This is a genomic window from Xanthomonas sp. SHU 166 (assembly GCF_000364685.1).
In the GTDB taxonomy this organism is placed as follows: Bacteria; Pseudomonadota; Gammaproteobacteria; order Xanthomonadales; family Xanthomonadaceae; genus Xanthomonas_A; species Xanthomonas_A sontii.
Map to the genome: position 1 here is coordinate 1 of NZ_AQOJ01000104.1, position 12060 is coordinate 12060.

The following is a 12060-nucleotide window of genomic DNA, read 5'->3' on the forward strand; positions in this document are numbered from 1 at the left end:
CCGTGCCGCGCCAGCGCGCGGCGCAGGGCGCGCGCGCCGCTGGCGGTTTCCGCGGCCATGCCGATCGCGCGGGCGCCGCGCACGTTGACGAACAGGTCGTCGATGAACAGCGCCTGCCGCGGGGCGACATCGAAGTGCGCCAGCGCGTGCCGATACACCGCCGCGTCCGGCTTGCGCCCGCCCAGGCTGCCGCTGCACAGCACGCGCCCGTGCAGCAGCGGGAACAGCGCGGGCACGATCTGCGGCATCGCCTGCGCCATCAGCGCACCGTTGTTGGTCAGCACGCCGATGGCCACGCGCTCGGCCAGTGCCAGCACCTGCGCGACCACACCGGCGTCGGCACGGCTGGCCGCCACCCGCGCGGCGATCCACGCGTCCGCGTCCACGACGGCGCCCAGGCCCGCGCTCAATCGCTGCAGGTAGGCGGCGGTGTCGAGTTCGCCGCCGTCGTAGGCGGTCTCCAGTCCGGAACCGAACAGGACCTCGCGGACCTGCGCGGCCTCGCAGCGGCAGTGCGCGGCCAGCGCGGCGATGCGCACGGTGCGCGTGTAGTTGGCCAGCACGCCGTCGAAGTCGAGCAGCAGCAACGCCGGCCGCGCGCGGGTCATTGCGGACATGAGGAGGCCTGGGTGAGTGGCGGCTGGCGTGGCGCGGGAGCAGCGAAGCTCACGCCGCTCTGCGGGGGCGCCGCCGCGTGCCGCCGCGCGTGCCGATGATGCAATGCGCCATCGCTTGTCGTTGACAAGCCATCGCGGGCCGGCGGACAGTCGGGGCACGCCGCCACGCGCGCGACCTGCCGTGGCGCAGTGTTGTCTTTCTTGCCGAGGAACCCGCCTTGAACACCAAGCTTCCATCCCTGCTGCTCGTCCTTGCCGGCCTCGCGTTCGCGCCTGCCGCCTGGGCCAAGACCTGCGCGGTGACCATCACCGGCACCGACCAGATGTCCTACGACCAGACCCAGATCAAGGTCGCGGCCGATTGCACCGAGGTGGCGGTGACGATCAAGCACAGCGGCAAGCTCGCCGCCGCGGTGATGGGCCACAACTGGGTGCTGACCAAGACCCCGGATTTCCAGGCGGTGGCCAATGCCGGCACCAGTTCCAGCCTGGCCGACAACTACCTGCCCAAGAACGATCCGCGGATCATCGCCCACACCAAGGTGATCGGCGCCGGGCAGTCGGACACGGTCAAGTTCTCCACCGCCAAGCTGAGCAAGGGCGGGGACTACACCTTCTTCTGCTCGTTCCCGGGACACTGGGCGGTGATGAAGGGCAAGTTCGTGTTCGGCTGATCCAGCGCAGCGGCGCGGCGCCGGCCATCGGCGCCGCGCGTTGTCGTCATGCCAGGGTCGTGGCACCGGCATCTCAGCCGGCGGCGACCACCGCGAACGCCTCGCGCGCCGCGGCCAGGGTGGCCTCCAGCACGTCCTGGTCGTGCGCACTGGAGACGAAGCCGGCCTCGTAGGTCGACGGTGCCAGGAACACACCGCGCTCCAGCATCGCGTGGAAGAAGCGGTTGAACGCGGCGGTGTCGCAGGCAGTGGCCTGCGCATAGGTCTCCACCTTCTCGGTGGTGAAGAACAGCCCGAACATCGCCCCGACCTGGTTGGTGGTGACCGCCACGCCGGCCGTCGCCGCGGCGGCTTCCAGGCCGGCGCATAGCTGCGCGGTGGCCGCGTCCAGGCGCTGGTGGAAGCCCGGCGCCTGGATCAGTTCCAGCATTGCCAGCCCGGCGGCCATCGCCACCGGATTGCCGCTGAGCGTGCCGGCCTGGTAGATCGGCCCGGACGGCGCCACCTGCCGCATCAGGTCGGCGCGCCCGCCATAGGCGCCCACCGGCATGCCGCCACCGATGATCTTGCCGAAGGTGGTCAGGTCCGGCGTGACCCCGTAGTGCGCCTGCGCGCCGCCCAGGGCGACGCGGAACCCGGTCATCACCTCGTCGAAGATCAGCAGCGCGCCGTGCTGCGTGCACAGGTCGCGCAGGTGCTGCAGATAGCCCGGACGCGGCGGGATGCAGTTGGCGTTGCCGACCACGGGCTCGATGATGACCGCGGCGATCTCGTGGCCGATCTCCTCGAACAGCGCGGTGGCACCCTCGGCATCGTTGTAGGCCAGGGTGGCGGTAAGTTCGCTCAGGCCGGCCGGCACGCCCGGCGAGGTCGGCACGCCCAGGGTCAGCATGCCGCTGCCGGCCTTGACCAGGAACGAATCGCCGTGGCCGTGGTAGCAGCCTTCGAACTTGACGATGCGGTTGCGCCCGGTGGCGCCGCGCGCCAGCCGCACCGCCGACAGGGTGGCCTCGGTGCCGGAGTTGACCATGCGCACCATCTCGCAGGACGGCACCAGTCGGGTGATGGTCTGCGCCATCGTCACCTCGGCCGGGCAGGGCGCGCCGAACGACAGCCCATCGCCGATCGCGCGCTGCACCGCTTCGCGCACCGCCGGATGGTTGTGCCCGGCGATCATCGGCCCCCACGAGCCCACGTAGTCGATGTAGCGGTGGCCGTCGACGTCGTACAGGTACGGGCCATCGGCGCGCTGTACGAAGAACGGCTCGCCGCCGACCGACTTGAAGGCGCGCACCGGCGAATTGACGCCGCCGGGAATCAGCGATTGCGCTTGGGCGAACAGGGCGTGCGAGCGGGAATGGGACATGAGCGGAAATCCTTGACGATGCTGGCCGGGCCGACCGGCCGGGCGCGGAGCGAGGCCGTCTATTGTCGCGGCTGCCGCCGGTGTGCGCCATGTCGTCGATTCGCCGCGGTCGGCGCCGCGCCGTGGATTTGCTTCAAGCCCCTCTCTCCCGGGAGAGGGGTTGGGGTGAGGGTCGGGCGCGCAGCGACGCGCGATGATTGGGTGCATGAGGCTGCGCTCGTACCCTCATCCGGCCCTTCGGGCCACCTTCCCCCGGCGGGAGAAGGGAGCGGCTAGCCCCTCTCCCCCCGGGAGAGGGGTTGGGGTGAGGGTACGGCGCGGAGCGACTCGCGATGTTTGGGTGCACGAGGCTGCGCTCGCACCCTCATCCGCCCCTTCGGGGCACCTTTCCCCGAAAAGGGGGCCATGGTCCCGAGGGGAGAAGGGAAGCGCTCGCGCCTCAGTCGAAACACGCCCGGTACGCGGCCAGCGCCGCGCGCGGATCGGGCGCATCGAACACGCCGCTGATCACCGCCAGCAGATCGGCGCCGGCCGCGACCAGCGGACGCGCGTTGTCAGGCGTGAGGCCGCCGATCGCCACGCGCGGCAGGCCCAGCGCTGCCGCATTGCGCAGCAGGTCAGGCGTGGCGCGGCGCGTGGTGACCTTGCTGCGGGTGGGGAAGAAGGCGCCGAAGGCGACATAGCTGGCGCCAGCCGCCGCGGCGTTGCGGGCCAGGGTCAGATCGTCGTAACAGGAGGCGCCGATCAATGCGTGCGGCCCGAGTGCGGCGCGCGCGGCGGCCAGATCGCCGTCGTCCTCGCCCAGGTGCACGCCGGCCGCGCCCACCGCCTGCGCCAGCGCGACGTCGTCGTTGACGATCAGCGGCACGCCGGCCTGTGCGCACAGCGTTTGCAGCGCCGCGGCCTGCTCGTGCCGTTGCGCCGCGTCGGCGCGCTTGTTGCGGTATTGCAGCCAGGTCACGCCCTGGTCCAGCAGCGGCGCCACCCGTGCCAGCAGGCGCGCGCCGTCGGCCTCGTCGGGGGTGATCAGGTACACGCCGCGCGGCGCCGGGGATGCGTTCATGGCCAAGCCTTCCGATGCGTCGGCGGCGATGGGACAATGCCGTTCCGACTGTGACCTGCGATTATCCAATGAGCGACGCCAGCGCCACCACCTATCGCACCTGGATGTGCGTCGTCTGCGGGTTCATCTACAACGAGGCCGACGGCCTGCCGGAAGAGGGCATTGCCCCCGGCACCCGCTGGGACGACGTGCCCGACACCTGGACCTGTCCGGACTGCGGCGTGACCAAGGACGATTTCGAGATGGTGGAGATGGATTGACGGCTGGGATTGGAGAATGGGGAATCGGGAGTGGGACAGCGACTCCCGTGCCTTGCAGGCTTCACGCGGCGGCCAGTTTCAGGGCTGGCAGGCAGACATCGCGAGGCCGGGTGGTCGGATCGCAAGGCCGATACTCGGGAGAGCCGCATGTCCGCCGACGTTCGATGATCGATTCGGTCGGTTATCCATGACGGCTTGATCAGGTCAGCAACCTCTGAGCCTCAGGGCATGCGCTTTTCCCATTCCCGATTCCCCTCTCCCCATTCCCAGCGTCAATGCATCCGCTGCGCGCGCGCGCTCAGTTCCACCAGGCGCTCGCGGATCGGCAAGGCGTCGGAGGCCTCGGGGTTCAGTTGCAGATAGCGGCCCAGGTCGCGGCGTGCGCCGGGGACGTAATCCATCTGCAGGTAGGCCATGCCGCGGTCGCGCAGGGCTTCGGGCTGGTCCGGCATCAGCTTGAGCACGCGGTCGGCGCTGCGTGCGGCGCGGTCCCACTCGTCGCGTTCGGCGTACAGGCCATGCAGGTTGCGCAGGACGCGGGCGAGGATCGCGCGGTGCGGCGCCGGGTCCAGGATCTGCAGCAGGGCGCGGTCGTCCGGGCTTTCGCCGCCCATGTGCGGCCGCGCGCGCTCGCGCAGTTCCTCCACCGCCAGCGGGCGACCGCCGTTGAACGGGTCCATCACCAGCAGGCCGTCGTCCACCGGCAGGCGCACCAGGAAATGCCCGGGGAAGGACACGCCGTCGAGCGGGATGTCCAGGCGCCGCGCCACGTCCATCTGCACCAGCGCCAGCGAGATCGGGTTGCCCAGGCGTCGCTCGAACACCTGGTTCATGTAGCTGTTGCGCGGGTCGTAATACTCGTCGTGGTTGCCGCTATAGCCCAGTTCTTCGAACAGGTGGCGATTGATCGCCGCCATCTTCAGCGGCCACTGCTCGATCATCGCCACCTCGTGCCGCAGGTGGTCGGCGTGACTCTGCGCCAGGGTGTCGTAATGGGCGGCATCCAGCTCCGGATACTCGTCGCGGGCGATCAGCAGGGCGGTCGCCAGCAGCGGCAGGGCATCGTCATCCAGCGCGGCCAGGGTATTCCAGCTCGGCAATGTCAATGGGGCGGCCATGGCCCAAGACTGGCGGCAAAGCCGGGCCCGATCAAGTCCGGCCGTTCCCGACAGCGGTGTCGGGTTCAGCGCCGTGGTCGCGGGGCCTTTTCCCGACGCCGCCGGTACCGTTGACGGGTCAGTGGCCCTGCGGAATTCCCGGGCCGAAACGCAGTTCGGTGCCGTCCTGCAGCTTCAACTGCTCAGCCTGGCCGGCGTTGAGTTCGAGCACGTAGCGCGCCGGCGCGTTGCTCGGGTAGGGCGGGCAGGCGTCGCCGGCCGAGCACGGCGGCACGTCGCGCTGCTGCGCCACCAGCTTGCGCTGGTTGTCGAAGTACAGGATGTCCAGCGGGATCTTGGTGTTCTTCATCCAGTACGCCTGCGGTTCCTCGCGGTCGTGGATGAACAGCATGCCGTGGTCGGTTTCCATCTGGTCGCGAAACATCAGCCCGCGCGCGCGGGTCGCATCGTTCTGCGCCAGTTCCACGTCGTAGCGATGTCCGCCCAATTCCACCCAATGGTCGCCACCGGCGCTGGCGCAACCGCTGAGGGCAAGCAGGAGAAGGACGCAGAGCGCGCGGAAGAGGGACATGGGCGGACCAGGGCAGGGAGGACAGCGCGCACCTTGTTGCAAGGTGCGCGTGGCGTCAAGAGCGGGGAGTCGGGATTGGGGATCCGCCAGAGCCGGGGTTCTCGCTTTTGCGAATCCCCAATCCCACGCGCGCGACAGCGCGCGTCCTACAGGACGCGCGGCGGCTCGCCACCGACGATCACCACGTCGGCCGGGCGGCGTGCGAACAGGCCGACGCAGACCACGCCGGGGATCTGGTTCAGTTCGCGCTCGAGCGCCACCGGGTCGGTGATCGACAGGTGGTGCACGTCCAGCACCACGTTGCCGTTGTCGGTGATCACGCCGTCGCGCCAGACCGGCTGGCCGCCGGTGCGCGCCAGGATCTCGCGGGCGACCAGGCTGCGCGCCATCGGGATCACCTCGATCGGCAGCGGGAACTTGCCCAGGGTCTGCACCTGTTTGCTCGGGTCGACGATGCAGATGAAGCGCTCGCTGGCCTCGGCGATGATCTTCTCGCGGGTCAGCGCGGCGCCGCCGCCCTTGATCAGGCACTTGTTCGGATCGCACTCGTCGGCGCCGTCCACGTACAGCGACAGGTTGCCGGTGTGGTTCAGCTCCAGCACCTCGATGCCGTGCTGGCGCAGGCGCGCGGTGCTCTGCTCGGAACTGGACACCGCACCCTTGATGCGGTGGCCGATGCGGCCGAGCGCGTCGATGAAGTAGGCGACGGTGGAGCCGGTGCCGACGCCGACGATCATCCCGTCCTGGACGTAGTCGATGGCTTTCTCGGCGGCAAGGCGTTTGGCTTCTGACATTGGAAGAGCTCGGGAGTGGGGATTCGGGATTGGGGATTCGTTGAAGCGGCAGACGGGTGGGAACGGAGGTAAATCCCCAATCCCCAATCCCGAATCCCGGCTACTCGAGCGAAAGCAGCAGCTTCCACTGCGCGGCACTGACCGGGAACACCGACAGGCGGTTGCCGCGGGCGACCAGCGGGAAGCCCTCGCCCAGCGCGTCGGCGTGCTGCTTGATCTCGTCCAGGGCGATGGTGCGCGCCAGCTTGCGTTCGAACGCCACGTCCACCAGGTACCAGCGCGGCTGCTCCTGGGTGGCCTTAGGGTCGTGGTAGTCGGAGGACGGGTCGAACTGGGTGGCGTCGGGATAGGCCTGGCTGGCCACGCGCGCCACGCCGACGATGCCCGGCACCTTGCAGTTGGAGTGGTAGAACAGGATGCCGTCGCCGACCTTCATGCCGTCGCGCATGAAGTTGCGCGCCTGGTAGTTGCGCACGCCGTTCCAGGGTTCGGTGCCGACCCGCTGCAGGTCGTCGATCGAGAAGGCGTCCGGTTCGGACTTCATCAGCCAATAGCGGGTGCGTGCGGTCATGCGGGGGAATCGTGCGCGGTCGACAGGGTGAGGGATTCGGTGCAGACCGCGTCCAGCGTCACGTCCCAGGCCGCCAGCGGCAAGGCCGCGACCTGTTGCGCGTCGAAGGCGGCCCCGACCAGCCAGGGCGGCGGGGCCTGCCGCTGGCGGAAAGCGAAGCTGCGATCATACCAGCCGCCTCCCATGCCCAGGCGGCCGCCGGCGGTGTCGAAGCCGACCAGCGGCGTCACCACCAGCGCCATCTGCGCCGGCGCCAGGGTCGTGGCCGGGTCGACGTCGGGCTCTGGGATGCCATAGCGGTTGGCGCGCAGCGGCTGCCCGGGGCGCCACGGCGCGAAGCGCAGGGTGTCGCCGCTGAGCACCGGCAGGCAGTACTGCACCGCCTCCGGCAGCGACAGTTGCCAGCGGTGCAGCGCGATCTCCCCGTCCATCGCCCAGTAGCCGCCGACATGGCCGTGCTGCGGCGCGAACGGCAGGTCCAGCAGTCGCTGCGCCAAGGCGTCGGCGGCGGCCAGGCGCACGGGCGCGGTGAGCGCGCGGCGGCGCGCGCGCAGGTCCTGGCGCAGGGAGTCGCGGTCGTCGGCAGTCATCTGGCAGGGGTGGCGAGAGAGGGCGCTATTGTCGGCGCCGGCGCGCGCACTGACCAGCAGGCGCGCGCCGCTGCGGCGATCACGCGTAGAGCGCCACCGTCTGCCGGCCCCACAGCACCAGCCGCCCGGCCGTATCCCAGATCTGCATGTCCTGCAGCGAGTAGCCGTCCTCGGCATGGCGGCTGGCCGAGCGCAGCAGGAACCAGTCGCCGGCGCTGGCCGGTTGCGGGAAGTCCAAGCTCCAGGTCATCGAACTGACCGGCGCCGGCTCGGTGAAGCAGGTCATCGCGGCCGGCGGCAGACAGTCGCCCAGCGCGACCAGGGCCACGCTCGGGTCCACGCCGCCGGCGTCGCGATGGCGCGCCCAGACCAGCAACTCCGGATCGGCCGCGGCGGACAGCGGCAGCGCGCCGCCGGCCAGGCGCATGTCGAAGTTGGCGACGAAGGCCGGCGTCGCCGCGCTTTCGGCGATCGGCGTCGCTTCGTCGGGACCGACGACCGCCGGCCGTGCCGGCAGGAAGTCGTGGGCGATGCGGCTGGGCCGCGGCTGTGCGAACAGCAAGGCCGCACGCAGGGCGACCTGCCCGTCGGCCAGACAATCGACGCCCACGGAGGTGGCGGACTTGCCCTGGCGCAGCACCTGCGCATCGAAGCGCAGGCTGCCGTCGGTGGGGCCGACGAAGCCGATGTGCGCCGACTTCAGCGGCGGCAACGCGGACGGCGCCGTGCGCAGCGCGGTCTGCAGCGCCAGCGCCGCGGACAGGCCGCCGAAGGCGGTGCGGCCTTGCCGCCAGCTGGCGGGGACGTCGAATCCCGCGGCGGGGTCGAAGCGGTCGAGGATCTGGGCGAGCGTCGGCAATCCGGGATCTCCGTGATGGGGAAACCAGTATCCCGGGTTTCGGTCGGTGCGAGAACGCGTGGCACCTGCAATGCGCCGGCGGCGACGGCGTGGTGAAGACGCACGCTGCGTACGCACAAAAGGAAACGGCGCCTTGCGGCGCCGTTTCCTGGAAAAATTGCATTCTCCGCCGTGACGATGCGTGCGAAACGACCTTGAACCCGGGGTTCAAGTGGGATGGCTGGAGAATCATCGGGCTTCCCGCTACGAGGCGGACCTGCACTCCCGATTCCGTCGCCACCCCGTGGTCGTCATTAAGGGACAAGGCGAATGTTTGCACACGCTGTCGTTCACAGCAGAGAACGCAAGTGGAGTATAGCGCCGTGATCGCGCTTGGCTAGTCCGTTCGTCGGTCCTTCGGTACGTTGCAATTCACGTTGATGATCGCAGCGCCATGTGCGGATCAGCGCGTCGTATCGACCACGCTGTCCAGGCGGCGATTGAGATCGGCGAGTGTGCGCGCCATCTCGCGTTCGCGCTGCCCCTGTTCGTCGCGCAGTTGCTGCAACTCGTGCGCCAGGTTCAACGCCGCCAGCACGGCGACGCGGTCCACCGCGGCCATGCGGTTGCTGCCGCGCACCTCGCGCATCTTCGCGTCGAGCAGGCGCGCGGCGGCGAGCAGGCCATCGCGTTCTTCGGCCTCGACGCCGACGGTGTATTCGCGGTCGAGGATGCGGACGCTGACCGGCTCGCTCACGTGTGCTGCTCCAGGGACTTCAGCCGGGCGATCATCGCTTCCACGCGCGAACGCGCCTGTTCGTTCTTGGTCAGCAACTGCGAGCGCTCGCCGATCAGGTGTTCCTGCTGCTGGCGCAGGCTGCGGTTCTCGTCGGAGAGGCGCTGGCAGCGCTCGACCAGCGTTTCCACGCGTGCGGCAAGGGCGCGAAGCTCGGCGAGGGCGTCAGGGCTGTCCATGGCGCTCACGATAGGCATGCGCCCGAGGGGCGGTCAAGACGCCGCGCGGCGGCGCCATGGCCGGCGCTCAGGCAGGCAGCCGCAGCGGTTGCTGCAGCAGGCGCAGGCAGGCGTCCGGCTCCAGCGCCGGCGCCACCAGGTGGCCCTGGATCTCGTCGCAGCCGTGCGCGCGCAGGAACGCCAATTGCCCGGCGTCCTCGACGCCCTCGGCCACCACCTTCAGCGCCAGCGAGTGGCCCATCGCGATGATGGTGCTGGTGATCGCCTCGTCGTCCGGGTCGCGGGTGAGGTCGCCGATGAATTCCTGGTCGATCTTCAGGGTGTTGATCGGCAGCCGCTTCAGGTAGGCCAGCGACGAATAGCCGGTGCCGAAGTCGTCGATGGCCAGGGTCAGCCCCAGCTTGCGGCAGGCGCGCAGCAGCTCGGCGTTCTTGCCGACCTGCGACATCACCACGCTCTCGGTCAGTTCCAGTTCGATGTTGGCCGCCGGCACGCCGGTTTCGGCGAGGATCCCGGCCATCAGTTCCGGCAGGTTGCCGCGCTCGAGCTGGATCGCCGAGACGTTCACCGACATGCACAGGTCGGTCAGCCCCATCCGCCGCCAGTCGCGCAGCGCGCCGCAGGCCTGGCGCAGCACCCATTCGCCGATCTCCAGGATCAGCCCGGTCTCCTCGGCCAGCGGGATGAACTGGCTCGGCGAGACCGGCCCGAAATCGGCGCTGTGCCAGCGCAGCAGCGCTTCCACGCCGACCACCCGCTGCGTGCGCAGCGAGTAGCGCGGCTGGTAGACCAGCTTCAGTTCCTGATCCAGCGGGATCTTGCGCAGCGTGCTGGCCAGGGTGGCGCGGTGACGGGTGGCCTCGTCCATGCGCGCCGAGTACACCTGCGCGTTGCGGCGCCCGGCGGCCTTGGCCTGGTACATCGCGGTATCGGCGTGCTTGAGCAGCTCGCTCGGCAGCAGCGCGTGCTGCGGGAACAGGGAGATGCCGATGGAGGTGGAGACCGCGACCTCGCGGCGTTCGTCCAGCCGCAGCGGCGCCTCGAACGCGGCCAGCACGCGGGCGGCCACCGCCTCGGCCTCGCCCTGGCTGACGATGTCCTCGACCACCACGGTGAATTCGTCGCCGGCCAGGCGCGCCACCGTGTGCTGCGGTCCCACCGCCTGCTGCAGGCGTTCGGCCACCGCGCGCAGCACGCGATCGCCGATCGCGTGGCCGAGCGAATCGTTGATGTCCTTGAAGCGGTCCAGGTCCAGGAACAGCACCGCGACCGAGCCGGCCTGGCGCCGCGCCCGCACGATCGCCCGCGCCAGGCGTTCGGACAGCAGCGCGCGGTTGGGCAGGCTGGTCAGCGTGTCGTAGTTGGCCAGATAGCGCAGTTCCTGTTCGGCGCGCTTCTGTTCGGTGATGTCTTCCAGCACCACCACCTGGAAGCTCTGGCGGCCATCGGCGTCGACCACAGTATTGCGGCGCAGGTGGCAGAGGATCTCCTGGCCGTCCTTGCGCCGCTTCCAGGCCTCGCCGCGCCAATGCCGGCCGTGGTCGGCCACCGGGGCCGCCGGCGTTTCCGGCGCGTGGTCGATCAGCGCCATCGGCTGGCCCAGTACCTCGCGCTCGCTGTAGCCGGTGATGCGGGTGAAGGCCGGGTTGACCGAGATGAAGCGGCGGTCCTCGTCGAGCACGGCGACCGCCTCGCCCATGCTGCGCAGCACTTCGGCGGCGATGCGCCGTTCCAGGTCGGCCTGGCGGTGCGAGGTGATGTCGCGTGCAGTGCCGGCGAGCCGGCGCGGCGCGCCGCTGGCGTCGTAGTCGACCACGCGGCCGCGCACCCGCGCCCAGTGCCAGACCCCGTCGCCGGCCAGGTCCACCCGGTACTCGGCGGTGTAGATCGCGGTCAGGCCCTGCAGGTGTTCCTGCAGCACCTGCCGCGCCTGCTGCACGTCGTCGGGATGGATCCGCAGCGGCTCGTTCTCGCGGATCACCAGGCCGATGTCCTGCGCGTGCGGCGTGGCCTCGTCGGCGCGCATCAGCCGCAACCTGCGCTGTTGCAGGTCGTAATCCCAGAAGTGTTCGCCCGAGGCCCATAGCGCCAGCTTCAGGTGCTGGTCGCGCTGTTGCAGTTGCGCGTGCCGTTGCAGTTGCTCGCGCAGGCGCCGACGCGAACGCAGCGCGAACAGCGCCGCCACCCCGCCGGCCGCCAGCGCGGCGAGCGCGACCAGCGGCCATGCGGCCAGCAAGGTCTCGCCGAACAAGGCGAGGCCGGTTCTTTCCGCAGCTCCTGCAGCAACGTGCTCCAATGGCATGGCGGAAAGTGACTTCTGTCAAAGAACGGGTGGTGGAGTGTAGGCGCGTGCCGGAAGCCACCACAAGCGGCGGCGCACACGCGGTTGCTACACTGCGCAGTCCCGATTCCGCCGCAGGCCTCGACAGGCCCGCGGCCAGCGCCCGACAGGCTTGCTCCATGACCGAACTTCCCACTGCCGACCAGATCGCCGATGCCAGCCGGACGCTTGGCCTGGCTGCGTCGGCAGCCGAACTGCACGGCGGCCTGTGCGGCTGGCTGGCCGGCGGCGGCGCCGAATTGCCGGCATGGCCGGCGGCCGTGCTCGCCGACGCCAGCCTCG

Annotated in this window: 14 protein-coding genes, 1 other RNA gene and 1 pseudogene; 3 read left to right on the plus strand and 13 right to left on the minus strand. The window is 70.1% G+C overall.

The window, feature by feature from the left end; all coding sequences use genetic code 11:
* Window positions 1-608: HAD-IA family hydrolase (locus D180_RS04300; protein WP_017911824.1), on the minus strand; the 608-nt coding region annotated here is incomplete at its 3' end.
* 227 nt (window positions 609-835) lie between these two features.
* On the opposite strand from D180_RS04300, the gene azu reads away from it, so the two are divergent.
* Window positions 836-1291 (plus strand): azurin, encoded by a 456-nt coding sequence (gene azu, locus D180_RS04305; protein ID WP_017911825.1) that lies wholly within the window; start codon window positions 836-838, stop codon window positions 1289-1291.
* Window positions 1292-1364: 73 nt separating this feature from the next.
* Here the strand turns inward: azu and hemL are convergent, their stop codons facing one another.
* Both hemL and thiE read right to left on the minus strand, forming a co-directional pair.
* Window positions 1365-2657, minus strand: a complete 1293-nt coding sequence (gene hemL, locus D180_RS04310; RefSeq protein ID WP_017911826.1) for a glutamate-1-semialdehyde 2,1-aminomutase — start codon at window positions 2655-2657, stop codon at window positions 1365-1367.
* Window positions 2658-3096: 439 nt separating this feature from the next.
* Window positions 3097-3720 carry a thiamine phosphate synthase gene (thiE, locus tag D180_RS04315; protein ID WP_017911827.1) on the minus strand — a complete coding sequence of 208 codons (624 nt, stop codon included), beginning with the start codon at window positions 3718-3720 and terminating at the stop codon, window positions 3097-3099.
* A 14-nt stretch (window positions 3721-3734) separates the two neighbouring features.
* On the opposite strand from thiE, the gene D180_RS04320 reads away from it, so the two are divergent.
* The gene (locus D180_RS04320; protein WP_223875626.1) at window positions 3735-3980 is read left to right on the plus strand and encodes a rubredoxin; all 246 of its coding nucleotides are present in this window, start codon (window positions 3735-3737) and stop codon (window positions 3978-3980) included.
* Between the two features lie 272 nt (window positions 3981-4252).
* Here the strand turns inward: D180_RS04320 and D180_RS04325 are convergent, their stop codons facing one another.
* The 10 genes from D180_RS04325 to D180_RS04365 form a co-directional block, all read right to left on the minus strand.
* Window positions 4253-5098, minus strand: coding sequence for a SirB1 family protein (locus D180_RS04325; protein WP_026143558.1), 846 nt, complete (start codon window positions 5096-5098; stop codon window positions 4253-4255).
* Between the two features lie 118 nt (window positions 5099-5216).
* On the minus strand, window positions 5217-5669 hold the full coding sequence (locus D180_RS04330) for a DUF192 domain-containing protein (protein WP_017915858.1): 453 nt from the start codon (window positions 5667-5669) through the stop codon (window positions 5217-5219).
* Window positions 5670-5815: 146 nt separating this feature from the next.
* The gene (gene rpiA / locus D180_RS04335; RefSeq protein ID WP_017911829.1) at window positions 5816-6463 is read right to left on the minus strand and encodes a ribose-5-phosphate isomerase RpiA; all 648 of its coding nucleotides are present in this window, start codon (window positions 6461-6463) and stop codon (window positions 5816-5818) included.
* Between the two features lie 100 nt (window positions 6464-6563).
* Window positions 6564-7034, minus strand: coding sequence for an EVE domain-containing protein (locus D180_RS04340; protein WP_017910441.1), 471 nt, complete (start codon window positions 7032-7034; stop codon window positions 6564-6566).
* The gene (locus D180_RS04345) at window positions 7031-7624 is read right to left on the minus strand and encodes a 5-formyltetrahydrofolate cyclo-ligase (protein WP_017911830.1); all 594 of its coding nucleotides are present in this window, start codon (window positions 7622-7624) and stop codon (window positions 7031-7033) included. The genes D180_RS04340 and D180_RS04345 overlap by 4 nt, the downstream gene beginning before the upstream one ends.
* Window positions 7625-7703: 79 nt before the next feature.
* Window positions 7704-8483, minus strand: a complete 780-nt coding sequence (locus D180_RS04350; RefSeq protein ID WP_017911831.1) for a thioesterase family protein — start codon at window positions 8481-8483, stop codon at window positions 7704-7706.
* Between the two features lie 159 nt (window positions 8484-8642).
* Window positions 8643-8827: non-coding RNA, 6S RNA (gene ssrS, locus D180_RS22815), on the minus strand.
* Window positions 8828-8925: 98 nt separating this feature from the next.
* The gene (locus D180_RS04355) at window positions 8926-9219 is read right to left on the minus strand and encodes a cell division protein ZapA (RefSeq protein ID WP_017910438.1); all 294 of its coding nucleotides are present in this window, start codon (window positions 9217-9219) and stop codon (window positions 8926-8928) included.
* Window positions 9216-9437: a TIGR02449 family protein gene (locus D180_RS04360; protein ID WP_017910437.1), complete on the minus strand. Its 222-nt coding sequence runs from the start codon at window positions 9435-9437 to the stop codon at window positions 9216-9218. The genes D180_RS04355 and D180_RS04360 overlap by 4 nt, the downstream gene beginning before the upstream one ends.
* Before the next feature lie 67 nt (window positions 9438-9504).
* Window positions 9505-11688: a GGDEF and EAL domain-containing protein gene (locus tag D180_RS04365; RefSeq protein WP_017910436.1), complete on the minus strand. Its 2184-nt coding sequence runs from the start codon at window positions 11686-11688 to the stop codon at window positions 9505-9507.
* A gap of 209 nt (window positions 11689-11897) precedes the next feature.
* On the opposite strand from D180_RS04365, the pseudogene D180_RS23235 reads away from it, so the two are divergent.
* Window positions 11898-12060, plus strand: a pseudogene (locus tag D180_RS23235) (YecA family protein); the annotation flags it as partial.

Bases quoted from the DNA above. Each gene is read 5' to 3' on its own strand.
- hemL (WP_017911826.1), bottom strand. From the start codon at position 2,657: ATGTCCCATTCCCGCTCGCACGCCCTGTTCGCCCAAGCGCAATCGCTG.
- thiE (WP_017911827.1), bottom strand. From the start codon at position 3,720: ATGAACGCATCCCCGGCGCCGCGCGGCGTGTACCTGATCACCCCCGAC.
- D180_RS04320 (WP_223875626.1), top strand. From the start codon at position 3,735: ATGCGTCGGCGGCGATGGGACAATGCCGTTCCGACTGTGACCTGCGAT.
- D180_RS04325 (WP_026143558.1), bottom strand. From the start codon at position 5,098: ATGGCCGCCCCATTGACATTGCCGAGCTGGAATACCCTGGCCGCGCTG.
- D180_RS04330 (WP_017915858.1), bottom strand. From the start codon at position 5,669: ATGTCCCTCTTCCGCGCGCTCTGCGTCCTTCTCCTGCTTGCCCTCAGC.
- rpiA (WP_017911829.1), bottom strand. From the start codon at position 6,463: ATGTCAGAAGCCAAACGCCTTGCCGCCGAGAAAGCCATCGACTACGTC.
- D180_RS04340 (WP_017910441.1), bottom strand. From the start codon at position 7,034: ATGACCGCACGCACCCGCTATTGGCTGATGAAGTCCGAACCGGACGCC.
- D180_RS04345 (WP_017911830.1), bottom strand. From the start codon at position 7,624: ATGACTGCCGACGACCGCGACTCCCTGCGCCAGGACCTGCGCGCGCGC.
- D180_RS04360 (WP_017910437.1), bottom strand. From the start codon at position 9,437: ATGGACAGCCCTGACGCCCTCGCCGAGCTTCGCGCCCTTGCCGCACGC.